Consider the following 25,981-nt stretch of genomic DNA (forward strand, 5'->3'; position numbering starts at 1 on the left):
CGAGGAGGAACCGTGTTCCGCAGTGAGTACGCAGACGTCACGCCCGTGGAGCTGCCCATCCACGAGGCGGTCCTCGGCCGGGCCGCCGAGTTCGGCGACGCTCCCGCCCTGATCGACGGCACCGACGGCACCACCCTCAGCTACGAGCAGGTGGACCGCTTCCACCGGCGGGTCGCCGCCGCGCTGGCCGAGGCGGGCGTGCGCAAGGGCGACGTGCTCGCCCTGCACAGCCCCAACACGGTCGCCTTCCCGATCGCCTTCTACGCCGCCACCCGCGCGGGTGCCTCGGTCACCACCGTGCACCCGCTCGCCACCGCCGAGGAGTTCGCCAAGCAGCTGAAGGACTCCGCCGCCCGCTGGATCGTCACCGTCTCCCCGCTGCTGGAGACGGCCCGGCGGGCCGCCGGGCTCGCGGGCGGCGTCGAGGAGGTCTTCGTCTGCGACAGCGCGCCCGGTCACCGCTCCCTCATCGACATGCTGGCCTCCGACGCCCCCGAGCCGCAGGTCGACATCGACCCGGTGGAGGACATCGCGGCGCTGCCGTACTCCTCCGGCACGACCGGCGTCCCCAAGGGCGTGATGCTCACGCACCGCCAGATCGCCACCAACCTCGCCCAGCTCGAACCGTTCGCCGACGCCGGTCCCGGCGACCGGATCCTCGCCGTGCTGCCGTTCTTCCACATCTACGGCCTGACCGCCCTGATGAACGCGCCGCTGCGCAAGGGCGCCACGGTCGTCGTGCTGCCCCGCTTCGACCTGGAGCAGTTCCTCGCGGCCGTCCAGAACCACCGCATCACCGGCCTGTACGTCGCCCCGCCCATCGTCCTGGCCCTCGCCAAGCACCCGCTGGTCGCGCAGTACGACCTGTCGTCGCTGAAGTACATCGTCAGCGCCGCCGCCCCCCTCGACGCGCGGCTCTCGGCCGCCTGCTCCGAGCGGCTCGGCCTGCCGCCCGTCGGCCAGGCCTACGGCATGACGGAACTCTCGCCCGGCACCCACGTCGTCCCGCTCGACGCCATGCACGAGGCGCCCCCCGGCACCGTCGGCAAGCTCATCGCCGGCACCGAGATGCGCATCGTCTCCCTCGCCGACCCCGGCAAGGACCTCGGCGTCGGCGAGCCCGGCGAGATCCTCATCCGCGGCCCGCAGGTGATGAAGGGCTACCTGGGCCGCCCCGACGCCACCGCCGCGATGATCGACGAGGACGGCTGGCTGCACACCGGGGACGTCGGCCGCGTGGACGAGGACGGCTGGCTGTTCGTCGTCGACCGGGTCAAGGAACTGATCAAGTACAAGGGCTTCCAGGTCGCCCCCGCCGAGCTGGAGGCGCTGCTGCTGACCCACCCCGGCATCGCGGACGCGGCCGTCATCGGCGTCTACAACGACGAGGGCAACGAGGTCCCGCGCGCCTACGTCGTCCGCCAGCCCGACGCGGCCGGCCTGACCGAGGGGGAGGTCATGATGTACGTCGCCGAGCGCGTCGCCCCGTACAAGCGCGTCCGCGAGGTCGTCTTCCTCGACGCCGTGCCGCGGGCCGCCTCCGGCAAGATCCTCCGCCGACAGCTCAGGGAGCGCTCATGACGCTGATCACCCGCACCCGCGACCGGGGCGTGGAGACCCTCGGCCTCGACTCCCCGGCCAACCGCAACGCCCTGTCGGCCGCCCTGGTGGGCGAACTGGCCGACGCGCTGACGGACGCCGGGAAGGACACCGGCGTACGGGCCGTCGTCCTCACCCACACCGGCAACACCTTCAGCGCGGGCGCCGACCTGCGCGACCCGCCGCACCCCGACGCGCTGGTCGCCCTGCTGCGGCAGATCGTCGAGCTGCCCAAGCCGGTCGTCGCGCGCGTCACCGGCCATGTGCGGGCGGGCGGCCTGGGCCTGCTGGCCTGCTGCGACATCGCGGCCGCCGCCACCACCGCCGGCTTCGCCTTCACGGAGGTCCGCATCGGCGTGGCCCCCGCGGTCATCTCTCTGCCCCTGCTGCCCCGCACGGACCCCCGCGCGCTGGCCCGCTACTACCTCACCGGCGAGCGTTTCGACGCCGCCGAGGCGGCCCGCATCGGCCTCGTCACCGCGGCCGGCGACGACGTCGACGCCGTACTGGAACCCGTCCTGGACGGCCTGCGCAGATCCGCCCCCGAGGCCCTGGCCGAGACGAAACGGCTGCTCACGGCTAAGGTGCTGGAGTCATTCGACCGGGACGCGGCCGACCTCACCGCGCTCTCGGCCAAGCTGTTCGCCTCCCCGCAGGCCCGCGAGGGGATGACGGCCTTCCTGGAACGACGGGATCCCCCATGGGTGCTGTGAGCACGAGCCCGGAGGACCGCGTGGAGCGCGTCCCCAAGCAGGACCGCAGCCGGGCCACCCGGCAGCGGCTCCTGGAGGCCGCCGTGGCCTGCCTCGCCGAGCACGGCTGGGGGGGCTCCACGGTCTCCGTCGTCGCCGAACGCGCCGGCGTCTCCCGGGGCGCCGCCCAGCACCACTTCCCGACCCGCGAGGACCTCTTCACGGCGGCCGTCGAGTACGTCGCCGAGGAACGCTCCACCGCGCTGCGCGCCCTGTTCCCGCAGGGCGCGGCGGGCGACCGCCGGGCCGTGGTGGCCGCCCTCGTCGACCTCTACACCGGCCCGATGTTCCGGGCCGCGCTGCACCTGTGGGTGGCCGCCTCCAACGAGGAACAGCTGCGTGGGCGGGTGACCGAGCTGGAGGCCCGCGTCGGCCGTGAGACCCACCGCATCGCCGTGGACCTGCTGGGCGCCGACGAGGCCCGCCCCGGCGTCCGCGAGACCGTCCAGGGCCTGCTGGACATGGCCCGCGGCCTCGGCCTCGCCAACCTGCTCACCGACGACACGGGCCGCCGGGAGCGGGTCGTGGCGCAGTGGGCGGACCTGCTGGACGGCGCGCTGGGCTGACCCGCCGGCCGCGGCCGCTGGCCGCCGCCTGACGGCCGCTGCCCGCTGGCCGCTGGCCGCTGCCCGCTGCCCGCTGGCCGCTGCCCGCTGGCCGCCGCCTGACGGCCGCGGCCGCTCAGCCCGGCGCCGGGCGGTCACCGGCCGGCGATGTCCTCGTAGCCCTCGACCTGGCGCGGGTCGCGCGGGCCCGGGCCGACGTAGCGGGCGGACGGGCGGACCAGGCGGCCGGTGCGCTTCTGCTCCAGGATGTGCGCCGACCAGCCCGCCGTGCGGGCGCAGGTGAACATCGACGTGAACATGTGGGCCGGCACCTCGGCGAAGTCCAGGACGATGGCCGCCCAGAACTCCACGTTCGTGGCCAGCACCCGGTCCGGGCGGCGGTTGTGCAGCTCCTCCAGGGCCGCCTTCTCCAGCGCCTCGGCGATCTCGAAGCGCGGGGCGCCCAGCTCGCGGGCGGTGCGGCGCAGCACGCGCGCGCGGGGGTCCTCGGCCCGGTAGACGCGGTGACCGAAGCCCATCAGGCGCTCACCCCGGTCCAGGGCCTGCCTGACGTACGCCTCCGCGTCGCCGGTCCGCTCGATCTCCTCGATCATGTGCAGCACGCGCGAGGGGGCGCCGCCGTGCAGCGGGCCGGACATGGCCCCCACCGCGCCGGAGAGCGCCGCGGCCACGTCCGCGCCGGTGGAGGCGATGACGCGGGCGGTGAAGGTGGAGGCGTTCATGCCGTGCTCGGCGGCGGACGTCCAGTACGCGTCGACGGCCGCGACGTGCTTGGGGTCCGGCTCGCCCCGCCAGCGGATCATGAAGCGCTCGACGACCGACTGCGCCTTGTCGATCTCCCGCTGCGGCACCATGGGCAGACCCTGCCCGCGGGCCGACTGGGCGACGTACGACAGGGCCATCACCGCGGCGCGGGCGAGGTCGTCGCGGGCCTGCGCGGCGTCGATGTCGAGGAGCGGTTTCAGGCCCCACACCGGCGCGAGCATCGCCAGCGCCGACTGCACGTCCACGCGGATGTCGCCGGAGTGCACCGGGATCGGGAACGGTTCGGCGGGCGGCAGGCCGGGGTTGAAGGCGCCGTCGACGAGCAGCCCCCAGACGTTGCCGAACGAGACGTGACCGACCAGGTCCTCGATGTCGACGCCCCGGTACCTGAGGGCGCCGCCCTCCTTGTCCGGCTCGGCGATCTCCGTCTCGAACGCGATGACTCCCTCGAGTCCGGGTACGAAGTCGGACATCAGGCGGCTCCTCGTGATGTGGGCGACAGACGGTGTGGTGGAGATGTGGGGCGGAGAGGTGCGGCGGAGAGGTGCGGTGGGGACCTGCGGTGCAGAGGTGCGATGGGGTTTGCGGTGGGGACGGGACGACGACCATGTGCCGATGCGGAACAGGGCGGCCCGGCCGGTGGATCCTCGGTCGCTTCCGGACTCGCGGTCCCCGGTGGCCATCCTGGTGATGCCCCGAACGGCGGGTGGTCACCCCACCGGAACGGCATCAGCACGATATCCCTGAGTGCCACCGTTGGGGAGGCTTCGCGGCACTCAGTGCCACACAGTGACGAAGGACACCGCGCCGTGTCCGCCCAGCGGACGCCGTCCGCGGGGATGCCCCGGATGCCCTTCGCACCGATACGGCAAGATGTCGGCGTGAACGCCCACGACGCCGCCGCTCCCGACCCCGCTGCGATGCGAAAGCACTACCGGGCCGAGGGCCTCGCCGAGTCCGACCTGGCGGCCACCCCGGTGCAGCAGTTCGCGCGCTGGTTCGCGCAGGCCGCGCGGGAGGCCCACCTGTTCGAGCCGAACGCCATGATCGTCTCCACGGCGGACGCCCAGGGCCGGCCCAGCTCCCGCACCGTGCTGCTGAAGCAGTTCGACGAGCACGGCTTCGTCTTCTACACCAACTACGAATCCCGCAAGGGACGCGACCTCGCCGAGAACCCGCACGTCTCGCTGCTGTTCCCCTGGCACCCGATGGCGCGCCAGGTCGTCGTCACGGGCGTCGCGCGCCGCACCGGCCGCGACGAGACGGCCGCCTACTTCCGCAGCCGCCCGCACGGCTCCCAGCTGGGCGCCTGGGCCAGCGCCCAGTCCAGCGTCATCGCCTCCCGCGCCGAGGTCGACGCCGCGTACGCCGAACTCGAGGCCCGCTACCCGGAGGGCGAGCAGGTCCCGGTGCCCCCGCACTGGGGCGGCTTCCGGGTGGCCCCGCGGCAGGTCGAGTTCTGGCAGGGGCGCGAGAACCGCCTGCACGACCGGCTCAGGTACGTCGCGGAGGCGGACGGCGGATGGCGGGTGGAGCGGCTGAGCCCGTGACGGGTCGGCGGCCGGCCGGTCCATGGCCGCTTGCTTCTCCTGAGGCGACCGCACCGGCGGCCCCGAAGCCGCACGCCGTTCCGCGGCCGGAACGCGGACGGTCCCCGGCCCTCGCGGCGGAAGCGCCGACGGTTCTCGCGGCCGGAACGCCGAGCGGTCCTCGCGGCCGGAACGCCGAGCGGTTCTCGCGGCCGGAACGCCGAGCGGTCCTCGCGGCCGGAACGCCGAGCGGTCCTCGCGCCGGAATCGCGGACAGCCCGCGCCGCGGAAACGCAGACGACCCGCGAACTCGGGTCCCTCCGCCGGGTGGCGGGGGAGCCGGCCGGACGTACCGGCGAGCTCGCGGGTCGGGTGACTGCGTTGGATTGGGCCGGCTGCGTGTGTCGCGCACACGCTGGTCCGGCACCGCACTGTGTGTGGTGGCAGGCCGCTAGCCCGCAGCCACCTCGTGCGTCCGGGTTTCACTCATGTACCCGATCACCTCCCTTCTCACGTGCCCGCCACATTAGGCAGTGGTCCCGCGCGGTTCAACAGGTTTTCGGCGGCGGATCCTCCGGCTCGTGAGAGGCGGCCGGCCGGGGTAGAGAAGGTGGGGAAGAGGGTGGGTTGCAACGATTCCCTCAATCTTCTGGAACCCGGTGTGTGCTGGATCACGTTCCAGTTAGATGATGGCGAGTGAGTGAACCGACGCGCCGTGCCTGCGGGCGCAGCTGGGAGGGGGTCCAGGTGAGTGCTTCCCGGCGTAGTGGGACCACCGACGAGCTGGGGCCGGACGAGCCCGAGGGATCCGGGGCCGCCGCGGGCCCCGACGGCTCCGATCTGCTGGCCGCGCTGCTGGACGGCATGGACGCGGCCCTGTGCGCCTTCGACGCCGACGGAGTGGTGACCCACTGGAACCGCGAGGCGGAGCGGATCCTCGGCTGGACGGCGGCGGAGGCCGTGGGCCGGCACGGCTTCGCCGGATGGGCCGTGCGCGAGGCGGACGCCGGTGAGGTCGAGGGGCGGCTGATGTCCGCCATGCGGTCGCCCGGCCGGCAGGTGCACGAGTTCGCGCTGCTGACCAAGGACGGCGGACGGGTGCTCGTACGGACGCAGTCGGCCGCGGTGCGCGGCCCGGACGGCAGGCCGGCGGGCGTGTACTGCGCCTTCAGCGAGGTGCACACGCAGATCGACCTGGAGCGCTCCATCGCGCTGAGCGAGGCGCTGTTCGACGACGCTTCCTGGGGTGTCGTGCTGGTGGACGCCGACCTGCGGCCCGCCGTGGTGAACGCGCGCGCGGCCCGGTCGCTCGGCGTCGGGCGCACGGCCGCGCTGGGGCGGCCGCTGGGGGAACTGCTCGCCCAGGGCGTCGAGGAACTGGAGAGCGCGCTCACGCACGTCCTGGCGGAGGGGGCGCCGCCCGCGCCCGCGGAGATCTGGGTGAGCGTGCGCACGCCGGAGGGCGAGCAGCGGCGCTGCTGGCGCTGCGGCTTCGTCCGGCTGGCCTCGCCGCTCGCCGAGGAACCGGTGCCGCTGGGCGTCGGCTGGCTGTTCGTGGACGTGACCGAGACCAAGCAGGGCGAGCAGGCGGCGGCGCTGTTCAGGTTCCGTACGAACCAGCTGCACCGGGCGGCGCGCGCCGCCGCCGAGTGCGAGGACCCCGCGGAGGCGGCCACCGTGCACCTCGACTTCGCGCTCGCCGGGTTCGCCGACCACGCGCTGATCGACCGGGTGGCGGGCGGCGCGCTCGCCGACGGGGCGGAGAACGGGCCGGTGCGGCTGGTGCGGGTGGCGGCGACGCCGTCCGGGGCGCCGGGGCCGAGCCTGCTCGGCGGGCAGGCCGGACTGCCCGTGCGGTACGCCGAGGGGCATCCGGCGCTGCAGAGCGTGGAGCGGACCGGGTCGGTGCGGGCGGGCGGCGGTTCGGTGCCGGCCAAGGATGCGCGGGAGTGGGCGCGGTCCCGGCAGTGGCCCGCGGACACGGTGCACGCCTTGTGCGCGGTGCTGCGCAGCCGCGGGCGGACGCTGGGTGTCGTGACGTTTCTGCGCGGCGCCGGGCGCAGCCCGTTCGAACGGGCCGACGTGGCCTACGCCGAGGACGTCGCGGCGCGGATCGCGGCGGCCCTGGACCTCGCGGACGCGGTGGGACGGGGATAGGGACGGGTGCCGGGTGCCGCGTGCCGGGTGCCGTACCGGCGTCCGGGGCCGTCGGTTCCCGGGCCCCGGCCGAGCGGGTCGGGCGACGCCCGCCGCGGTCCGGCGGCGCCCCGAAGGGACGCGGGAAGCCGCGCGACCGGCTACGACGATGCGGCGGGCGGCGGGCGCCGGGCGCCGGATGGCCGACGGTTGATGGTGGACGGTCGGCCGCAGCCGCAGCCGCAGCCGCAGCCGCAGCCGCAGGCGGCAGAGGGTAGGCGACAGGCGGCAGGCGGCAGGCGACAGGCGGTAGACGGTCGGCAGCAGGCAGACAGCAGATGGTCTGCGGCAGGCGGCAGGCGGCAGGCGGCAGGCGCAGACGGCAGACGGCAGGCGCAGACGGCAGACGGCAGGTCGCGGTGCTCCCGGCGCAGCGCTCAGCGCCGGTAGAAGATCCGGTCCCCGTACTCCTCCATCACCCGCCCGTTCCACTCGTGCCCCCCGTCGACGTTCCCGGAGCGCAGCAGCGGCGGCTCGATGCCCCGGTCGGCCAGCGCGGCGGCCGTCGTGGCCATGACGGCCTGCAGCAGGGCCGCGGTGACGACCGTGGAGGCCGGCGCGAAGGGGGCGGGCACGGTGTCCAGCGTCAGCTCGGCGTCGCCGACCGCGATCTTGGAGTCGAGGACGATGTCGCAGTGGTCCTTGAGGTACCCGCCGGACGCGTGCCGCGACCGCGTCTCGGAGGCGTACGCCACCGAGGTCACGCCGATGACCTTCACGCCCATCGCGCGGGCGCTCATGGCCATCTCGACGGGCAGCGCGTTGCGTCCGGACAGGGAGACGACCACGAGAGCGTCCCCGGAGCGGATCGGCGAGCTGGCGAGCACCGCGCTCGCCAGGCCGTCCACCCGCTCCAGCGCGGAGCCGAGGGTGGCCGGCATGACGTCGACGCCGACGACGCCGGGCACGGCCAGCAGGTTCATCAGGGCCAGCCCGCCGGCGCGGTAGACGACGTCCTGGGCGGCGAGGGAGGAGTGGCCCGCGCCGAAGGCGAACAGCCGGCCGCCGTCGGCGACGGTGTCGGCGAGCAGCGCGCCGGCCGCGGCGACGGCGTCGGCCTCCTCCTCCCGGACCCGTTGCAGCAGGCCGATCGCGGCGTCGAGGAACCGGCCGGCCGGGGTGGCGTCGCTCATGCGGATCCTTCCGGAGGGCGGCGTCGGATGTCCGTGTCGCGGATCACCGTGCGGTCTGGACCAGTGCCGTGTCAATACGGCGTCCGGCGGCCCTCGCGCGGGTGCGCGGGACGGCGTGCGCCGGGTCCGTCCGCATCACCGCCGCGACCCGTGGTTTCCGCAGCGCCGCACGGTTGTCGGTGCCATGCGTCAGAATTGGGTCCAGGGCCAGCGCACACGCCGCGGAGCCGTCGCGCTCGCGGCAGCAGATCTCATCGAGGGGCACGTATGTCCGGACTGATCGACACCACGGAGATGTATCTCCGCACCATCCTCGAGCTCGAGGAAGAGGGCGTGGTCCCCATGCGTGCCCGGATCGCCGAGCGGCTCGACCAGAGCGGGCCGACCGTCAGCCAGACGGTGGCGCGGATGGAGCGGGACGGCCTCGTGTCCGTCGCCTCCGACCGTCACCTGGAGCTCACCGACGAGGGCCGCCGGCTCGCCACGCGCGTGATGCGCAAGCACCGGCTGGCGGAGTGCCTGCTCGTGGACGTGATCGGCCTGGAGTGGGAGCAGGTGCACGCCGAGGCGTGCCGCTGGGAGCACGTGATGAGCGAGGCCGTGGAGCGCCGGGTCCTGGAGCTGCTGCGTCACCCCACCGAGTCGCCGTACGGCAATCCGATCCCGGGCCTGGAGGAGCTGGGCGAGAAGGACGGCGCCGACCCGTTCCTCAACGAGGGCATGGTGTCGCTGGCCGACCTCGAAACGGGCGAGGACGGCAAGACGGTCGTCGTGCGCCGGATCGGCGAGCCGATCCAGACGGACGCACAGCTGATGTACACGCTGCGCCGGGCGGGCGTGCAGCCCGGATCCGTGGTGAGCGTGACGCAGTCGGCGGGCGGTGTGCTGGTGGGCAGCGGCGGCGAGGCGGCCGAGCTGGAGGCGGACATCGCCTCCCACGTGTTCGTCGCCAAGCGCTGAGCGGCCGGGCGGCGCCCGCCCCTCCGGTGACGCCGCCGCTCCGGCGACGCCGGCGGTCGGAAGATCCAGTGCGTCGAATCGCAGCGCCGTGACGCCTCCCGTGCGACGCTTTTCCGTAAGGCATATGACGGAGGGGGCGGGCGAATGTGCCGCAGACGTGTGGAGGGCCCCGGCGCCTTGCGGCGCCGGGGCCTGTCCTCCCCTGTGCTGACCCGGAGCCCCGAGCTCTCAGGGTCATTCCCCTCGGACCGTTTTCCCCGAGCGGTCCGCCCCCCGCTGAAGATCTCCCCTCGACAGCGACGATCATTCCCCGAAGCGGGTCACTCGAACGAGGGGTGTTGCCCGCCGAAACAGCATTTTCGAATAGGCATTCGATAGTCTGCGGTGACGGATCATGCGGAACGTGCGCTTCATCTAAGGGGTGCACGAGTGCACGCGGCAGCCGCGTGCACGAAGGCAGCTGCACGGGCAACGGCAGGACACGGTGCACAGGACCGTCCGGCTCGAGCGTGGGCGAGCGGTCCGAGCGGAGCTAGGGGGGTGCCAGGACCAGTGGTGCGGCGCATCGACGTGACCGGGACGGGCGGTGTCCGTCTCGCGGCCTGGGAGTTCGGCGATCCACCCAAGAGCGACCCGGCGGCCCTCGTCCCGCGGCAGGCGGGACCGTCCGGCCGCGCCGACCCGTCCGGCCGCGCCGACCCGCCGGGCGGCGTCGAGCGCACGCCCGGTGTGCTGTTACTGCACGGACTGATGGGCCGTGCCTCGCACTGGGCGTCCACCGCCCGCTGGCTGTCCGGCCGCCACCGCGCGGTCGCGCTGGACCAGCGCGGCCACGGCCAGAGCGACAAGCCGCCGCAGGCGGCCTTCACCCGCGAGGCCTACGTCGACGACGCCGAGGCCGCCCTCGAACAGCTGGGCCTCTCCCCGGCGGTCCTCGTCGGCCACGCCATGGGCGCCCTGACGGCGTGGCAGCTCGCCGCCAAGCGCCCCGACCTGGTCCGCGGGTTGATCATCTGCGACATGCGGGCCTCCGCGCTCGGGGCCGCCTCGCAGCGCGAGTGGGCGGACTGGTTCAAGGCCTGGCCGACGCCGTTCGCCACACTCGCCGACGTCCGCAAGTGGTTCGGCGAGGACGACCCCTGGGTCGAGCGCCCCAACCCGGCCCGCGGCGAGTTCTACGCCGAGGTGATGCACGAGGGCCCGGACGGCTGGCGGCCGGTCTTCGACCCCGAGCAGATGCTGAAGTCCCGTGCGACCTGGGTGTACGACGCGCACTGGGAGGAACTCGCCCAGGTCCGCTGCCCCGCACTGGTCGTCCGCGGCCTCGACGGCGAACTCGGCCGCGCCGAGGCCCAGGAGATGGTCCGCGTGCTGCCCCGCGGCCAGTACGCGGAGGTGGCCGACGCCGGACACCTCGTCCACTACGACCAGCCGGAGGCCTGGCGCGCGGCGATCGAGCCGTTCCTGGACGGCGTCCTCAGCGAGCCCTGACCCGGCGCCCGGAGGCGCGCGGAGCCCGAGCCGGCCGTCATGGGGCGACCCCGGGCGTAACCCCCGGCGGTCGCCCCACCCGGCAGCAGGGTCAGCGGTCCCGTCCGCACGCGTACGCGAGCGGCGAGATCAACTCCTCCGCGTCCGGCAGCCAGCGGTTCGCGGCCGAGGGCCGGCAGGCCCACTGCACGGCCCCGCGGGAGCCGTACCGGGTGGGCGGCGCGGCGACGTAGGACCCCTCGCCGAGCGTGACCAGGTCGAGGGAGGACGGCACCCACCCCAGCTTGCGCACCAGGTCCGGCGTCTTCGCCGCCCCGCCGGGCAGCACGAAGAAGTGCATCCGCCGGTCCGGCGTCAACGTCACCGGGCCCAGGGTCAGTTCCATCCGCTTCATGCGGGCCAGCGCGAGGAACCCGGCCGTCTCCGGCACGGAGACCGTGTCGAACGAGCGCCCCGTCGGCATCAGGATCGACGCCGTCGGCTGCTGCGACCACAGCCGCCGCGCCACGGTGGCGCTGCCCGTCGCCTGCGTCGCCCAGTCCTCGCGCGCCGGGTGCGCGCCGGGCAGGGCGCACGCGGTGTCGCCGCAGGAGCAGTGCTGCACCCCGTCGGCGGCCTCCAGCCAGGTGCCGGGGAAGACGTCCCAGTGGCGTTCCTCGGCGTAACGGACGGCGGTCTCCAGCAGCGATGCGCCACGCTGCAGAGGAATCTGAACTGCTTCGGTGCCCACGATCGTATCTTCCACGATGCACACAACTACCGCATCAACCTGGAGTTACGGGAGTCGCGCGCGCGGGGGAGGGGCGTCGGCCCGGGCGGCGGGGCGCATGGAGGCACGTGCGGGGGCGCGTGGGAGGAAGCGCGGTGTGAGCCGGGTAGCCACGAGTGGGGTCGGCTCCGGCCTTCCCCGGCAATTCTCAGGAAACCTCGCATGACTCGCATTCCGTGCATGTCCGCGGGGCATTGATCTTCCCGGCCGGATCTTTTCGTCACCTCCGGGACGGCGGGTGACGAGCGGGTCCGGTCACGGAAGACACGCCAACTCGGTGCGTGGGCAGGCACCGCAGCCACAGGGGGTACGCCATGGCCGCAAGGCCGCTCGTCGCGCGGCAGCCGAACGAACGGTTGCAGGCGCTCATCCAGGAGGCGGGATGCTCGAACGCCGGGCTCGCCCGCCGGGTCAACATGTGCGGCGCCGAGCACGGTCTCGACCTGCGTTACGACAAGACGTCCGTGGCCCGCTGGCTGCGCGGACAGCAGCCGCGCGGCCGCGCCCCGGCCGTCATCGCGGAGGCCCTGGGCCGCAAACTCGGCCGTACGGTCACGATCGACGAGATCGGCATGGCCAACGGCAAGAACCTCGCCTCCGGCGTGGGGCTGCAGTTCTCGCCGACGGTGCTCGGCGCCGTCGAGCAGGTCTGCGAGCTGTGGCGCAGCGACGTGGGGCGCCGGGACTTCCTGTCCGGCTCGGCCGTCGCCGCGTCCGCGCTGGTCGAACCGAGCCGCGACTGGCTGATCTCCACGCCGGACGCGCAGGTGGCGCGCTCGGCGGGCCCGCGGGTCGGACGGTCCGACGTGGCCGCCGTACGGGCCATGACCCAGGCGCTCGTCGACCTCGACCACCAGTACGGCAGCGGGCACGTGCGCCCGGTCGTCGTGCACTACCTCAACAGCGTCGTCTCCGGGCTGCTGGCGGGCTCCTACCGGGATTCGGTGGGGCGGGAGTTGTTCGCCGCCGTCGCCCGGCTGACCGAGCTCGCCGGGTACATGGCCGTCGACACCGGTCAACCGGGCCTCGCGCAGCGGTACTACATCCAGGCGCTGCGGCTGGCCCAGGCGGCCGGCGACCGCGGATACGGCGGGTACGTGCTCGCCGCCTCCATGAGCCACCTGGCCGCGCAGCTCGGGAACCCGCGCGAGATCGCGCAGTTGGCGCGGGCGGCGCAGGAAGGGGCGCGCGGGCGCGTCACGCCGCGCGCGGAGGCCATGTTCCACGCGGCGGAGGCGCGCGGGCACGCGCTGCTGGGCGACGTGCGCGCCGCGCAGGCGGCGTCCGGGCGCGCGGTCGGCGCGCTGGAGTCCGCCGACTCCGCCTCCGGGGACGACCCGGAGTGGATCGCGCACTTCGACGAGGCCTACCTCGCCGACGAGTTGGCGCACTGCCACCGCGACCTCGGGCAGAGCGAGGCGGCGGCCCGGTGCGCCGAGGAGGCGCTGGCCGGCCTCCCGGGGACGAAGGCCCGCCGCCGGGCCATCGGTTACGTCCTCCTGGCCACCGCGCAGGTCCAGCAGCGGGAGATCGAGCAGGCCTGCAACACCGGCCTGAAGGCGGTGGAGTTGCTGGAGACGCTGCGCTCCGACCGGGGCGCGGAGTACCTGGACGATCTCCAGCAGCGGCTGGAGCCGTACCGGCAGGAGTCGGTGGTGCGGGAGTTCGGGGCGCGGCTGGGCGTACGGACGGCGGCGTGAGCGCCCGCCCCGTCCGGTCGGTGAACCCACCGGGAACGGCCGGTTGACGTGCGGGAACCGGCGCGGGAGGGCGGGCGCGGGGGGCCGCGGAGGCGCCCTGCCACCCCGGCCACGGGGAAGGAGGTGACGGCCTGAGCTGCGTGGCACCCGGCTCGGGGGACCCGGTAGCGTGAGCCGACGACGCACAAGGTCCCCCATTGGTAGGAGTCCCGGTGACGCAGAGTGGACAGGGCGAGGAGCCCTCGCTGCGCCAGGCGCGCGAAGGCATCGTGCTGCCCTCCGACGGCGGCGAGCCCGTGCTGCCGGGCGGGGCGGGCGGACCGGGCGGGTTCGCCTCCGCACCGGCCGGCCCGCACGACGGCCACCCCGCCGGCCCCCGCACGGAACCGCCCGCCCCGGGCGCCCCGGCCGGCGGCCAGGCCTGGGGCACGCCGTGGGGCCCCGACCAGCAGCAGAGCCAGGCCCCGCAGCCGGGCCAGGGCTGGGCGGAGCCGCTCACCCAGCAGTGGGACGCGCCCGATCAGTGGGACGACCGGCAGCAGGGCGCGGGCGGCGCGTCCCAGCCGCTGCCCCCGGAGGGCGCCCCGGCGGCCTCCTACGGGTACCCGCCGTACCCGCCGCCGCAGCCCGCCGCGGGCGCGCCCCTGCCGCCGGAGAACCCGCACGCGTACGGCGCTCCCGGCGCGGCCTACGGCTCGCCCGCCGCCGACGAGGGCGCCACCCAGTACCTCCCGCCCGTCGCCGCGCCCGGCGCCGACGGGGCCACGCAGTACATACCGCCCGTCGCCGCCGCGGACGAGGGCGCGACCCAGTACATACCGCCCGTCCCCGCCGACGAGGGCGCGACGCAGTACATGCCGCCCGTGGGCGCGGGCACGCCGCCGCACGCGCAGTACCCGGCCCACGCCGGGCCCGCCGACGCCGGGTCCCCGTCCGCCTCCGAGGCCACCCAGTACCTGCCGCCCGTGAGCGGCCAGGCCCCCGGCGCTCCGTACGGCACGCAGGGCGACGCGGACCGGCAGCCGCCCGCCGAGTTCGACAACCTCTTCCGCAGCGGACCCGGCGGCGAGAGCGCCGCCGGGTCCACGCAGCAGCTGCCGCGCGTCGACCAGCGGCAGGCCCCCGCGCCGTCGTACGACCGGCCCTCCTACAGCCCGCCCGGCCACGGCGGGAACGGCGGGCGGGGCGACGGCGGGGGCAGGGGCGGCCGCGGCGGGCGGGGCGGCTCGCGGGTGCCCCTGATCGCCGCGGTCGGCGTCGGCATCGTCGTCCTCGGCGTCGGCGCCGGGGCGCTGCTCGGCGGCGGGGGCGACGACGACAAGGCCGGCAAGCAGACCGTCTCGGCCACGGCCCCCGCGACCGAGGGCTCCGCCTCCCCGTCCGCCGACCCGGCGAAGCAGCAGGCGACCGCCCTGGACGGGCTGCTGGCCGACAGCGGCGACAGCCGGGCGTCGGTGATCAAGGCCGTGGGCGACGTACGGGCCTGCAACAACCTGGGACAGGCGGCCTCGGACCTCAGGGCCGCGGCCAAACAGCGCAACGAGCTGGTCACCCGCCTGTCCGGCCTGTCCGTCGACAAGCTGCCCAACCACGCCGAGCTGACCACCGCGCTCACCAAGGCGTGGCAGGCGTCCGCCTCGGCCGACGACCACTACGCGGCCTGGGCCGACCAGGTCGGCGGCAAGAAGGGCTGCCGCAAGGGGCAGGCCCGCACCACCGGGCAGACCCTGGCCGGCAACCGGGCGAGCGGCACCGCCAGCGCCCAGAAGGCCAAGGCCGCCCAGCTGTGGAACGCCATCGCCAAGACGTACGGACTGACGCAGCGCCAGCCGACCCAGCTGTGACGGCGCCGGGAGGCGAGCCGGGGACGTGAGCCGGGCCGCGGCTCAGCTCACGTCCGCGTCCTTCAGGGTGCCGGTGACGTTCAGGAAGCCCTTCTTGGCGGCCACGAGCTGGCCCTGCCGCACGACCTGCAGCGTCACCTCGTCATTGACCAGCCGGGACAGGCCGATGGCGGCGAGCGGGCCCTCCTGCTCCCACTCCAGCGGCGGGGTGAGTCCGCCCGTGGTGACCTTCAGCCCGTGGTCGAGGGCCCGCCGTACGGTGTCGGAGGTCACGTTGCCGCCGCCCAGCGACTCCACGGTCTTGCGGAACACGGTGTAGGCGATCCAGGTCGTCTGCACGCCGGCGTCCGCCGCGTCGATGCGGTTGTCGCCGAACGCCTGCCGGCTGATCACCTTCTTCATCCCGTCCCAGCGCGGATCGTTCGCGGCCGGGTACCAGCCGGTGATGTACGACCCCTCGTAGGGCCCCGACCGGCCGCCGGACTCGTTGATCTCCGTCTGGTCCACGCTGCCCAGCACGGCGGCCGTCTTCACGTCCGGGGCGTTCTCGCGGGCGCGCCGGAAGGAGTCCATGAAGGTGCTGGTGCGGTCCCCGAGCGCGGGGATCACGCAGCCCTTCTTCGCCGTGTCGCCGGCCGAGGCGGCCACCGCCCGCCGCGCCTGCTCCTCGTACTCGGTGGCGTCGTCGGCCGCCTGCTGGTCGATGGAGGCCGCGTGCCCGCCCGCCTTCAGGCCGGAGTCGAGCATCGGGGGCAGCGCGTCGCCCGCGATGTTGTCGGGCCGCACCAGCACCACCGAGCCGCAGCCCGCGGCGAGTTCCTTGCCGAGGCCGGCCAGCAGGGTGGGCTGCCCGCCGTTGACGGGGTAGGACAGCGGGCTGGTGAACTCGCCGCCGCTGAGGCCGTATCCGCCGATGTACGGGATGCCGGCGGCCTCCAGCGACGGCAGGAAGGAGTCGCTGTGCTGGCTGTAGGAGCCGACGACCGCGACCACCTTCCGCTTGACCGCGATCCGGGAGCACTTCGCGGCCGCCACGCTGTCGTTGTGGTCGTTGCAGGTCAGCACCCGCAGCTTGCGGCCGGCGATGCCGCCCCGGGCGTTGACCCATCGGGCGTAGGCCTGCGCGAAGGCGGGCATGCCGGGCTTGTTGGTGGCGTCGGTGTCCTGCGGGGCCCAGGTCATGACGGTGATCGTGTCGTCCCCGGATCCCCCGGCGGTTCCGGGGACCACCCCGCACCCGACGGCGATGGAGGCGCACACGGCCAGAGCCCCCACCGAGAGGACGGCGGCTCTGACGGGCCGGTTGAGCGTAGGTCGGGAGGTGCTGCGGTCGGTTCGCCTGCCGGTCATGTACACACACGGTTCCCTCACACGCCCAAGTGCAGGATGACCTACGGTTATTGATCGGTGATATGCGGGTGAATTGCGGGGGCCGGCGAGGCCCCCGCGGCGGAGAACGTACGATCGGTGACCGTGCAAGGTCCGGATAACTCTTCCCGTCGCGCCCGTCGCTCCTCCACCATGGGCGGCATGCCACTCAACGACATGCCGTGGTGGCGCTGGCGCAGCAATGTGCGCTCCGCGCTGCACATGCTCTCCGACCCGGTGTTCCAGCGGGACGTCTGGCTGGCCGGCGTGGACGGGTACGGGGACGTCACCGACGCCGTGTACCGCCTGGTCGAGGACACCTGGCTGGACAACTGGTCCGCCGAGAAGTACGTCGGCACGATCTTCCGGGACTCCCAGGAGGCGGCCCTCGTCGACACCGCCGTACTGCGCGTGCTGCGGATCATGCACCAGGTCGGACCCGACGCCCCGGTCTCCGCCTACCTCGAGAACCAGGCGTGGCCGGAGGCGGTGCGGGCGGCGCGGGACGCGCACGTGCGGATGGCCGTGGCCGACGGCGAGGACCCGGACGCGCCGCCGCGCACCCTCGAGGTGCTGCGGATCATGACCCGGTCCGCGTGACGGACGAGGATCCGTCCGAGCCCGCGAATATGGGACCCTGTCCTGCATGAGCGAGCAGTCCACCCCCGCCGCGGCCCCGGCCGACCAGTACGTCCTCACGCTCTCCTGCCCGGACAAGCAGGGCATCGTGCACGCCGTGTCCAGCTACCTGTTCATGACCGGCTGCAACATCGTGGACAGCCAGCAGTTCGGCGACCAGGACACCGGGCTGTTCTTCATGCGGGTGCACTTCTCGGCCGAGGCGCCGGTGACCGTGGAGAAGCTGCGGGCGAGCTTCGCGGCGATCGGCGACTCGTTCCACATGGACTGGCAGATAAACCGGGCCGACGACCGGATGCGCATCGTGCTGATGGTCAGCAGGTTCGGGCACTGCCTGAACGACCTGCTGTTCCGCGCGCGGACCGGGGCGCTGCCGGTGGAGATCGCCGCCGTGGTGTCCAACCACACCGACTTCGCCGAGCTCGTAGCCTCGTACAACATCCCCTTCCACCACATCCCGGTGACGAGGGACACCAAGGCGGACGCCGAGGCGCGGCTGCTGGAGATCGTCCGCGAGGAGAACGTGGAGCTGGTCGTCCTCGCCCGCTACATGCAGGTGCTCTCGGACGACCTGTGCAAGCGGCTCAGCGGCCGGATCATCAACATCCACCACTCCTTCCTGCCGAGCTTCAAGGGCGCCAAGCCCTATCACCAGGCGCACGCGCGCGGGGTGAAGCTGATCGGGGCCACCGCGCACTACGTCACCGCCGACCTCGACGAGGGGCCGATCATCGAGCAGGAGGTCGAGCGGGTCGGGCACGACGTGACGCCGGACCAGCTCGTCGCGATCGGTCGGGACGTGGAGTGCCAGGCGCTGGCCCGCGCGGTCAAGTGGCACGCCGAGCGCCGGATCCTGCTCAACGGGCGGCGTACGGTCGTGTTCGCCTGAGGGGCGGCTCCGTCCGAGGGGCGGGTCCGTCCGACGGTCCGTGAGGCGTGGCGTTCCCGGCGTCGATGTGCGATCCCGGTCCTGGGACACGGTATGCTTGATCTCAAGCCGGTCGCCGCAACTGCGAACAACCGGCCGTGCGTTGGTGGTCCAAGGAAAGACGCCCCGCTTCCTGCGGGGAGATGCAGGTGCAAGGCCTGCCCGGCGCTCTGAAAGCGAGCCCCCCGCCCCACGGATGTGGGACGGGGGGCTCGTTCGTTGCACCGCCACGCCGCCGCAAGTGGCCCGGGGACGCCCCTACATGCGGCTCAGGGCCGCCGCGGCGGACAGGACGTCCCGGATCGCCTCCCGGTCGCCCAGCTGCCCGGCCGCGGCCTCCCGCGGCGGCACACGGCCCGCGGCCAGCCGGCAGAACTCCACACCGTCCAGGGCGACATGGGCCACCTCGTGGTCCGCCGAGCCGCGCGCGCCGGGGGAGTCCAGCGGGATCAGCCACTCCCCGCCGCCCGAGCCCTCGATCTCCAGGCGCAGGCTGCGGCCCGGCGCTCCGGCCGGGACCAGGTGCCGGCCCCGGCCGGGCGCGGCCTGCCCCTCCTGGCGCCGCACCGCCAGCGCGGCCGGCAGCATGCGGGCCGCGAGGTCGATCATGAGGTGGAGATGGCGCGGGGAGGGCGGCTCGTACGGGTAGGCCACCGCCTCCGCGATGTCCTCCGCGTGCACCCAGCACTCGAAGGCGCGGTCCACCATCGCGTCCGGCAGCGGCAGTTCGAAGCCGCCGTACCCGACCGTCGGGTCCGCGGCGCCCGGTCCGCCGGCGAACGACACCGCGCGCACCAGGTCGTGGCTCTGCGCCCGCCAGGGCGCCCGCACGGCACGCGTCGGCGGGGCGTGCGCTGCGGCGGCGCGCCAGTACGCCTCGGTGCGGGCCGCGGGCGTGGCCGCGCCGGGCCCGGCGTCCCCGAGCGGGTCGTCGAGGCCGACCGCGACCGCGGCCAGCCCGTCGACCGCCAGCAGGTGCGCGATCACCCCGGCGACGGTGGTGCGACGGCTCGCCGCGCCGTCGCCCTCGAACCAGCGCAGCCGCACGGGCGCGTGCCACTCGGCGTCCGCGATGTCCTGCAGCAGGGCGTCCAGGCGGGCGGTCTCGGCGTCGTACGGGGCGGCCCAGTCCGGCACCGGGACGCGCGGCGGGCGCCGGTCCAGGCAGCGCTCCAGGACGCGGGTGCGCAGCGCCGGGTCCAGGTCGAGGCTCTCCGGCGGGTGCAGCAGGCCGACCGCCTCGCGCAGCCGCAGCGCCTCGTCCGCGCAGGGGCCGCAGTCGCCGAGGTGCTCCTCGACGGCCGCCGTCTCCTCCGCCGAACAGGCGGCCAGCGCCCAGGCCCCGAGAAGGGACATCAGCACGCGGTGCTCCAGGACGAGCGGGGCCGGTCGCGGCACCGGCTCCGGCCGGGCCTCGATCGGGGGCAGCGGTCCGCCGCCGTCCTCGACGGAGGTGCGGGGTATCGGTATGCGGGGCGGCCGCCCGGGGCCGGGGCCGTCACGGCGTGCGGGTCCGCCGGGTCCGCCCGGCCCGCCGGAGCCCGGCGAGCCGCCCGGTCCCTCGCCGGCGGCGCCCCGGGCATCGTCCCGGCCCGGTGCGCGCGGGTGGCGCCGGCCGTCATCGTCGTCGTGCGCCGGGTGTTTCCCGTGCCCCCCGTCCTCGCCGTACGCGTCGAAGCGGCGCGCGCCGCCCGCGTCGTTCACGCCGCACCCCCGTGTCCCGGCGGTGCTCCCGGTGCGCCGGCGTCGTGGGCGGTGGCCAGCAGTTGCAGGCCCAGGCGGAGCCGGCGGCGGGCCTCGTCCTCGGTGACGCCGAGGTCGGCGGCGGTCTGGCGGTAGTCGCGGCGCTGGAAGTAGGCGAGCTCCAGGGCGGAGCGCAGCGGTGCCGGCATCGACTGCACGATGTAGTCGGCGCGGGCGGCGACCGAGGCGTGGCGCACCCGGCGTTCCAGCTCCTCGGCCGAGCCGTCGTCCCCGGCCGAGCCGTCGTCCCCGGCCGGGGCGGCGGTTCCGGTGGCGCGCAGCCGCCGCACGGCGAGGCGGTGGGTGAGCGTGGCGAGCCAGCTGCGCAGGGGGCCCTGCCGGGGGTCGTAGTCCCCGGGGTGTTCCCAGACGTGGACGAAGACGTCGCGGGTGACGGCGTCGGCGGCGTGCTCGTCGCCGAGGACGCGGTGGGCCAGGCCGTGCACGAGGGAGGCGAAGCGGTCGTAGAGCTCGCCGAGGGCCGCCGCCTCGCCGTGGGCGAGGCGCTGCTGCATCCTGCGGTCCCAGCGGGGCGGTACGTCCTTCTTCGCCATGCGGCCCCCTCACCCCCGCCCGTCGGTCTCCCCAGCTTGCGGCCACCGTCGCCCCGAATGTAGTCGGCACGTCGGACGACGCACGCCCCTTTGTGGCGATGTGCGCCCCTCACGGAGCCCCGGGTGGTATGGGACCTTCACCTACCCGAGTTCACTTCTGATCGAACAGGTTCGAAGACGACTAAAACAAGCCTGCTTCGATCAGTTTCCGTTTCTCCGTCGGCGTTTGAGGGAACGGCCGCTGGGCAGGGCGGCGGAGAAACGTAGGGGCGGATTCCGTTTGTGGAGGCCCCGGTGAGCGAAGGGCGTGGTGGTGGCGTTCTGTGTGACCCATGGCGAGCAGGGCGACTGGGCCGTGCTCCACGTGTCGGGCGAACTGGACCTGCTGACGTCGCCGGCGCTGCGGCAGCGGGTGCACGACGTGGTGGCCGACGGCCGCCACAGCCTCGTCCTGGACCTCTCGGAGGTCTTCTTCTGCGACTCCAGCGGCGTCGGCGTGCTCATCGCCGCCCGCCGCCTGATCCGCTCCTGCCGGGGCAGCCTGCGCCTGGTGCTGCCGGCCCGGGGAGCGGCCGAGGCGTCGCACGTCAGCCGCGTCCTCGGCGCCCTGGGCGTGCGCCGTCTGTTCGACGTGTACACCGACCTGGAGGAGGCCGTCGCCGAGGACGCCGGACCGCTGTCCGCCTGAGAGCCGCACCGGAGCAGCCGTCGCTCTTTTTCGGCCCGGGATCCGCGCCCGGGATCCGCGCCCGGGATCCGCCGCCGGGGATCCGCCGCCGGGGAGCACCGTCGTCGTGCCACACGGTCGTGCCACACCGTTGTCCCGGAATTCCCCCGGTCTTGGCACAAGCGACGCCTTTCCGCGCTCCGCGGGGCCGCCGCGTCGTACGCTCCGTCCGGAAGCACCCCGACACGACGTGAGGCGGCTCGAGGAAGACATGGTCAGCAGCGAGTACGAGCGCAGGATCGCAGGCCGGTTCGCCGTCTTCGACCAGGACGGCAACGGCTACATCGACCGGGAGGACTTCAACGCGGCGGCCAAGGCCCTGCTCGCGGAGTTCGGCACGGCGGCCCGGTCGGACAAGGGCCAGGCCCTGTACGCGGGCGCCGAGGCGTTCTGGCAGGGCATGGCCGGCATGGCCGACCGGGACGGCGACCAGCGCATCACCAGGGACGAGTTCGTGGGCATCGCGGTCAAGGTCCTGCACGACCGGCCGGAGCGCTTCGCCGAGATCGCCCGCCCCTTCCTGCACGCGGCCCTCGCCGTCGCCGGCACGGACGGCGACGGCATGGCGGCCATCGAGGACACCGTGCGGGTGCTGCGGGTCCTCGGCGTGCCGCAGGACGTCGCGGGAACGGTCGCCGCCGCCCTCGACGCGGACGGCGACGGCAAGGTGGGCGAGGCGGAGATCGTGCCCGCGGTCGCCCGCTACTTCACCGTCCCCGAGTAGCGCTCGCGCAGGACGTACTTGAGCACCTTGCGCAGGGTGTCGCCGTGCGGCAGGGCGTCCACGACCTCCAGCCGCTCCGGCAGCTTGTGCACCGACAGCCCCTGCGCCCGCAGGTACGACGTCACCGCCTCCAGGGTCAGCTCCCCGGCCCCCGGCGGCTGCTCGACCACCGCGCACACCCGTTCGCCGCGCTCCTCGTCCGGCAGCCCGATCACCGCCACGTCGCCGACGGCCGGGTGCGCGGCCAGCAGGTCCTCGATCTCCTTCGCCGAGATGTTCTCGCCCTTGCGGATGATCACGTCCTTCAGTCGCCCGGTGAGCACCAGGTGCCCGCTCTCGGTCAGCCGTCCCAGGTCGCCGGTGCGCAGGAACCCCTCCTCGTCGAAGGCCTCGGCCGTCTGGGCCGGGTCCAGGTAGCCCCGGCACACGGCCTCGCCGCGCAGCCGGACCTCCCCGTCCACGATCCGTATCTCCATGCCCTCCGGCGGCCGTCCCTCCGTCGTCGCCAGGTTCTCCGGGGTGTCGTCCGGCGAGCCCATGGTGATCATCGGCACCTCGGTCATGCCGTACCCGTGGGTGAGCTGGACGCCCATCTCGCGCACCACGGCGCGGTACACCTCGGGCGGCTTCGGCGCCCCGCCGCCCGCGAGCAGCCGCAGCGTCGGGACCACCTTCCCGCCGGGCCGCGCGCGCTGCTCGGCGAGGAACATCGAGTAGAACGCCGTCGACCCGCCCGCCACCGTCACCCCGTGCCTGCGGTACTCCGCCAGCGCGTCCGGCAGCGCGAAGTGCTCCAGCAGCACCGCCGGGAAGCCGTACAGCAGCAGCATCACCAGGTAGTCCGGCCCGCCGATGTGGGCGTAGGGGAAGGCGACCGACCCCACGTCGGCGGCGGACAGGCGCAGCGCGTGCGCGAGGCAGGAGCCGCCCGCGATCAGCGAGCGGTCCGTGTGCAGCACGCCCCTGGGCACGGAGGTCGTCCCCGAGGTCCAGTAGATCCAGCGCACCGAGGTGCCGTCGGCGGGCGGGGCGGGCAGCACGGACGGATCGCCGTCCGGCAGCCGGTCGTACGCCTCGAAGACGCCCCGCGCGCCCAGCCGCCGGGCCATCGCCGTGTGGTCGAAGCCGCGCCACTCGCCGGGCACGGCGAAGAACTCCGCCTTCGACTCGCGCAGCGCGAAGCCGACCTCCCGGTCCCGGTAGAAGGGGATGACCGGGGTCTGCACGGCGCCCAGCCGGGCCAGCGCCAGGGAGAGCAGGACCGTCTCGACGCGGGTGGGCAGCTGCCAGGCGACCACCGTGCCGGGGCGCACGCCCATGCCGTACAGGCCCGCCGCGACGCGCTCGGCGCGGTCGTGCAGTTCGCCGAAGCTCAGGGAGCGGTCGCCCTGGAGGAGGACCGGGCGGCGGGGGGTGCGGCCGGCGCGGCGGGTGACCAGTTCCCACAGGGTGCGGGACGCGCCGAGCGCGTGGGCGGTGTCGTTCACAGCGGCTTCCCCCTTTGGCTGACGGTTCGTCAGATCGTGCGCAGAGCGTAGGGCCGGGCGCCTTGTCGGTCCAGGGGGGCGGGGCTAGCCTGCTGGCACGAGCAATCTGACGGAGCATCAGATACGACAGCGAAGACGTCGTCGTGCCAGCCGGAGGGGATCATGACCGACCCGGGCGAACTGCCCCGCATCATCAGCGTCGACGACCACGTGATCGAGCCGGCCCACCTCTTCGAGACCTGGCTGCCGCGCAGGTACCGCGACCGCGGCCCGCGGCCCGTCACCGCCGGGATCGGCGAACTCGCCTACGTCGGCGGCAAGTACCGGATCACGATGGACCCCGACGGCCCGCCGACCGACTGGTGGATCTACGAGGACCTGCAGTTCCCGTACAAGCGCAACATCGCCGCCGTCGGATTCGACCGCGACGAGATGACGCTGGAGGGCATCACGCGCGCGGAGATGCGGCGCGGCTGCTGGGACCCCAAGGAACGGCTCGCCGACATGGACCTCAACCACGTCGAGGCCAACCTCTGCTTCCCGACCTTCCCGCGGTTCTGCGGCCAGACCTTCGCCGAGGCGCACGACAAGGAGGTCGCGCTGGCCTGCGTGCGCGCCTACAACGACTGGATGGTGGAGGAGTGGTGCGGCGACAGCGGCGGCCGGCTCATCCCGCTGTGCCTGATCCCGCTGTGGGACGTGGAACTGGCGGTCGCGGAGATCCGGCGCAACGCCGCACGCGGGGTGCGGGCCGTCACCTTCTCCGAGATCCCCACCCACCTCGGACTGCCCTCCATCCACTCCGGGTACTGGGACCCGTTCTTCGCGGCCTGCCAGGAGACCGGGACGGTCGTCAACATGCACATCGGGTCGTCGTCGCAGATGCCGGCCGCCTCCCCGGACGCCCCGCCCGCCGTCCAGGCGTCCCTCAGCTTCAACAACGCCATGGCCTCGATGATGGACTTCCTCTTCAGCGGCGTCCTGGTGCGCTTCCCCACCCTCAAACTCGCCTACTCCGAGGGCCAGATGGGCTGGATCCCGTACGCCCTGGAGCGCGCCGACGACGTCTGGCGGGAGCACCGCGCCTGGGGCGGGGTGCGGGACCTGATCCCGGAGCCGCCGTCGGCGTACTACTACCGGCAGATCTTCTGCTGCTTCTTCCGCGACAAGCACGGGGTCGCCTCGCTGGACGTGGTGGGCCGCGACAACGCCACCTTCGAGACCGACTACCCGCACGTCGACTCCACCTTCCCGCACACCAAGGAAGTCGCCCTCGACCATGTGAAGGGCCTCGACCCGGAGACGGTCCACAAGCTGATGCGGGGCAACGCGATCCGCATGCTCGACCTGGACCTCGACCGCTGATGGACCTGACGTACACGCCGGAGGAGGAGGACTTCCGGGCCCGGCTGCGCGAGTGGCTGGCCGGAGCGCTGCCCGCCCTGCCGCCCAGGCCGTCGCCGCGGGACTGGCCGGCCCGCCGCGCCTACGACGCCGGCTGGCAGCGGATGCTGTACGACGCCGGGTACGCCGACGTGCACTGGGACGCCTCGCCGACCGTGCGGCTGATCTTCCTGGAGGAGACCGAGAGGGCGGGCGCGCCCTATGTGGGGGCCAACTTCGTCGGGCTGCTGCACGCCGGGCCGACGATCGCCGCCGAGGGCACGCCCGCACAGCGGGAGCGCTGGCTGCCGCCGATCCTGCGCGGCGAGGAGGTGTGGTGCCAGGGCTTCAGCGAACCGGACGCAGGTTCCGACCTCGCCGCGCTGCGCACGCGCGCGTGGCGGGACGGCGACGCGTACGTGGTGAGCGGGTCGAAGGTCTGGACCTCGCACGCCGAAGTGGCCGACTGGTGCGAGCTGTTGGTGCGCACGGACACCACGGCGCCCAGGCACCGGGGCATCACCTGGCTGGCGATGCCGATGGACGCCCCGGGCATCACCGTACGGCCGCTGCGCACCCTGGCCGGGTCGGCGGAGTTCGCCGAGGTGTTCCTCGACGAGGTGCGGGTGCCGGTGGCCAACCGGGTGGGCGACGAGAACGACGGCTGGCGCGTGACGATGGTGACGCTGTCCTTCGAGCGTGGCACGGCGTTCGCCGGTGAGGTGGTGGCCTGCCGCCGCGTCCTGGGCGAACTCGCCGCCGAGGCACGCCGCAACGGGCGCTGGGACGATCCGGTGCTGCGGCGCAGGCTCGGCGCGCTGAACGCCGAGTTCCGCGCGCTGTGGCGGCTGGCGCAGTGGAACGTCAGCGAGGCCGAGGAGCGCGGAGGCGTCCCGGGCGTCGGCGGTTCGGTCTTCAAACTGCGGTACTCGCACGCCCGCCAGGACCTCTACGACACCGCGGCCGGCGTCCTGGGCCCGGACGCGCTGGACCTGGACCGGCCGTGGGTCCTCGACCGGCTGACCTCCCTGTCGTACACCATCGCGGCCGGCACCTCGCAGATCCAGCGCAACATCGTGGCGGAACGCGTCCTGGGCCTGCCGAAGGGGCGGTGACGGGGCGGT

At 74.1% G+C, this 25,981-nt stretch carries 22 protein-coding genes; 15 read left to right on the plus strand and 7 right to left on the minus strand.

Annotation, left to right across the window (positions count from 1 at the left end):
- Positions 1–12: 12 nt before the first annotated feature.
- The 3 genes from ACH4ZX_RS25290 to ACH4ZX_RS25300 are packed head-to-tail and all read left to right on the plus strand — an operon-like array spanning position 13 to position 2,917.
- Complete coding sequence (locus ACH4ZX_RS25290; RefSeq protein WP_398276881.1) at positions 13–1,581, plus strand: 4-coumarate--CoA ligase family protein; 1,569 nt, start codon at positions 13–15, stop codon at positions 1,579–1,581.
- A complete protein-coding gene (locus ACH4ZX_RS25295) occupies positions 1,578–2,312 on the plus strand; it encodes an enoyl-CoA hydratase family protein (protein WP_398276884.1) in 735 nt (244 codons plus the stop codon). The genes ACH4ZX_RS25290 and ACH4ZX_RS25295 overlap by 4 nt, the downstream gene beginning before the upstream one ends.
- Entirely contained in the window at positions 2,300–2,917 is a 618-nt protein-coding gene (locus ACH4ZX_RS25300; protein WP_398276887.1) for a TetR/AcrR family transcriptional regulator, read from the plus strand. The genes ACH4ZX_RS25295 and ACH4ZX_RS25300 overlap by 13 nt, the downstream gene beginning before the upstream one ends.
- 134 nt (positions 2,918–3,051) lie before the next feature.
- Here the strand turns inward: ACH4ZX_RS25300 and ACH4ZX_RS25305 are convergent, their stop codons facing one another.
- Positions 3,052–4,155, minus strand: coding sequence for a citrate synthase 2 (locus ACH4ZX_RS25305; RefSeq protein WP_360744105.1), 1,104 nt, complete (start codon positions 4,153–4,155; stop codon positions 3,052–3,054).
- Positions 4,156–4,530: 375 nt separating this feature from the next.
- Here ACH4ZX_RS25305 and pdxH point away from each other — a divergent pair, with 375 nt between their 5' ends.
- Together pdxH and ACH4ZX_RS25315 are read left to right on the plus strand one after the other, a co-directional pair.
- A complete protein-coding gene (pdxH, locus tag ACH4ZX_RS25310) occupies positions 4,531–5,232 on the plus strand; it encodes a pyridoxamine 5'-phosphate oxidase (protein ID WP_398276890.1) in 702 nt (233 codons plus the stop codon).
- Between the two features lie 726 nt (positions 5,233–5,958).
- Entirely contained in the window at positions 5,959–7,368 is a 1,410-nt protein-coding gene (locus ACH4ZX_RS25315; RefSeq protein WP_398276893.1) for a PAS domain-containing protein, read from the plus strand.
- Between the two features lie 416 nt (positions 7,369–7,784).
- On the opposite strand, the gene ACH4ZX_RS25320 is transcribed toward ACH4ZX_RS25315, so the two are convergent.
- Entirely contained in the window at positions 7,785–8,540 is a 756-nt protein-coding gene (locus ACH4ZX_RS25320) for an SIS domain-containing protein (RefSeq protein WP_398276896.1), read from the minus strand.
- Between the two features lie 267 nt (positions 8,541–8,807).
- Here ACH4ZX_RS25320 and ACH4ZX_RS25325 point away from each other — a divergent pair, with 267 nt between their 5' ends.
- Both ACH4ZX_RS25325 and ACH4ZX_RS25330 read left to right on the plus strand, forming a co-directional pair.
- Positions 8,808–9,500, plus strand: a complete 693-nt coding sequence (locus tag ACH4ZX_RS25325; RefSeq protein ID WP_398276899.1) for a metal-dependent transcriptional regulator — start codon at positions 8,808–8,810, stop codon at positions 9,498–9,500.
- A 552-nt stretch (positions 9,501–10,052) separates the two neighbouring features.
- Positions 10,053–10,991, plus strand: a complete 939-nt coding sequence (locus ACH4ZX_RS25330) for an alpha/beta fold hydrolase (RefSeq protein WP_398277146.1) — start codon at positions 10,053–10,055, stop codon at positions 10,989–10,991.
- Positions 10,992–11,082: 91 nt separating this feature from the next.
- Here ACH4ZX_RS25330 and ACH4ZX_RS25335 read toward each other — a convergent pair whose 3' ends face one another.
- Positions 11,083–11,736 (minus strand): bifunctional DNA primase/polymerase, encoded by a 654-nt coding sequence (locus ACH4ZX_RS25335; protein ID WP_398276902.1) that lies wholly within the window; start codon positions 11,734–11,736, stop codon positions 11,083–11,085.
- 338 nt (positions 11,737–12,074) lie between these two features.
- Here ACH4ZX_RS25335 and ACH4ZX_RS25340 point away from each other — a divergent pair, with 338 nt between their 5' ends.
- Both ACH4ZX_RS25340 and ACH4ZX_RS25345 read left to right on the plus strand, forming a co-directional pair.
- Positions 12,075–13,460 (plus strand): transcriptional regulator, encoded by a 1,386-nt coding sequence (locus tag ACH4ZX_RS25340; protein ID WP_398276905.1) that lies wholly within the window; start codon positions 12,075–12,077, stop codon positions 13,458–13,460.
- A gap of 212 nt (positions 13,461–13,672) precedes the next feature.
- On the plus strand, positions 13,673–15,304 hold the full coding sequence (locus tag ACH4ZX_RS25345; RefSeq protein WP_398276908.1) for a hypothetical protein: 1,632 nt from the start codon (positions 13,673–13,675) through the stop codon (positions 15,302–15,304).
- A 42-nt stretch (positions 15,305–15,346) separates the two neighbouring features.
- Here the strand turns inward: ACH4ZX_RS25345 and ACH4ZX_RS25350 are convergent, their stop codons facing one another.
- A complete protein-coding gene (locus ACH4ZX_RS25350; protein WP_398276911.1) occupies positions 15,347–16,654 on the minus strand; it encodes an ABC transporter substrate-binding protein in 1,308 nt (435 codons plus the stop codon).
- A 117-nt stretch (positions 16,655–16,771) separates the two neighbouring features.
- On the opposite strand from ACH4ZX_RS25350, the gene ACH4ZX_RS25355 reads away from it, so the two are divergent.
- Positions 16,772–17,272: a hypothetical protein gene (locus tag ACH4ZX_RS25355; RefSeq protein ID WP_360744081.1), complete on the plus strand. Its 501-nt coding sequence runs from the start codon at positions 16,772–16,774 to the stop codon at positions 17,270–17,272.
- Positions 17,273–17,318: 46 nt separating this feature from the next.
- The gene (gene purU / locus ACH4ZX_RS25360) at positions 17,319–18,200 is read left to right on the plus strand and encodes a formyltetrahydrofolate deformylase (protein WP_398276913.1); all 882 of its coding nucleotides are present in this window, start codon (positions 17,319–17,321) and stop codon (positions 18,198–18,200) included.
- A 297-nt stretch (positions 18,201–18,497) separates the two neighbouring features.
- Here the strand turns inward: purU and ACH4ZX_RS25365 are convergent, their stop codons facing one another.
- Both ACH4ZX_RS25365 and ACH4ZX_RS25370 read right to left on the minus strand, forming a co-directional pair.
- On the minus strand, positions 18,498–19,943 hold the full coding sequence (locus ACH4ZX_RS25365) for a maleylpyruvate isomerase N-terminal domain-containing protein (RefSeq protein ID WP_398276916.1): 1,446 nt from the start codon (positions 19,941–19,943) through the stop codon (positions 18,498–18,500).
- The gene (locus ACH4ZX_RS25370; protein ID WP_398276919.1) at positions 19,940–20,536 is read right to left on the minus strand and encodes an RNA polymerase sigma factor; all 597 of its coding nucleotides are present in this window, start codon (positions 20,534–20,536) and stop codon (positions 19,940–19,942) included. The genes ACH4ZX_RS25365 and ACH4ZX_RS25370 overlap by 4 nt, the downstream gene beginning before the upstream one ends.
- Positions 20,537–20,843: 307 nt before the next feature.
- Between ACH4ZX_RS25370 and ACH4ZX_RS25375 the strand changes: the two genes are divergently transcribed.
- Both ACH4ZX_RS25375 and ACH4ZX_RS25380 read left to right on the plus strand, forming a co-directional pair.
- On the plus strand, positions 20,844–21,224 hold the full coding sequence (locus tag ACH4ZX_RS25375; protein WP_360744069.1) for an STAS domain-containing protein: 381 nt from the start codon (positions 20,844–20,846) through the stop codon (positions 21,222–21,224).
- A 250-nt stretch (positions 21,225–21,474) separates the two neighbouring features.
- Positions 21,475–21,987: an EF-hand domain-containing protein gene (locus ACH4ZX_RS25380; RefSeq protein WP_398276922.1), complete on the plus strand. Its 513-nt coding sequence runs from the start codon at positions 21,475–21,477 to the stop codon at positions 21,985–21,987.
- On the opposite strand, the gene ACH4ZX_RS25385 is transcribed toward ACH4ZX_RS25380, so the two are convergent.
- The gene (locus ACH4ZX_RS25385) at positions 21,966–23,474 is read right to left on the minus strand and encodes a class I adenylate-forming enzyme family protein (protein ID WP_398276925.1); all 1,509 of its coding nucleotides are present in this window, start codon (positions 23,472–23,474) and stop codon (positions 21,966–21,968) included. The genes ACH4ZX_RS25380 and ACH4ZX_RS25385 overlap by 22 nt on opposite strands.
- A 162-nt stretch (positions 23,475–23,636) precedes the next feature.
- Here ACH4ZX_RS25385 and ACH4ZX_RS25390 point away from each other — a divergent pair, with 162 nt between their 5' ends.
- Both ACH4ZX_RS25390 and ACH4ZX_RS25395 read left to right on the plus strand, forming a co-directional pair.
- Positions 23,637–24,839 carry an amidohydrolase family protein gene (locus ACH4ZX_RS25390; RefSeq protein WP_398276928.1) on the plus strand — a complete coding sequence of 401 codons (1,203 nt, stop codon included), beginning with the start codon at positions 23,637–23,639 and terminating at the stop codon, positions 24,837–24,839.
- On the plus strand, positions 24,839–25,972 hold the full coding sequence (locus tag ACH4ZX_RS25395) for an acyl-CoA dehydrogenase family protein (RefSeq protein WP_398276931.1): 1,134 nt from the start codon (positions 24,839–24,841) through the stop codon (positions 25,970–25,972). Before ACH4ZX_RS25390 ends, ACH4ZX_RS25395 begins: the two co-directional genes overlap by 1 nt.
- The last annotated feature ends 9 nt before the right edge of the window (positions 25,973–25,981 follow it).

This window comes from Streptomyces sp. NPDC020490 (genome assembly GCF_044335305.1).
Taxonomy (GTDB): domain Bacteria; phylum Actinomycetota; class Actinomycetes; order Streptomycetales; family Streptomycetaceae; genus Streptomyces.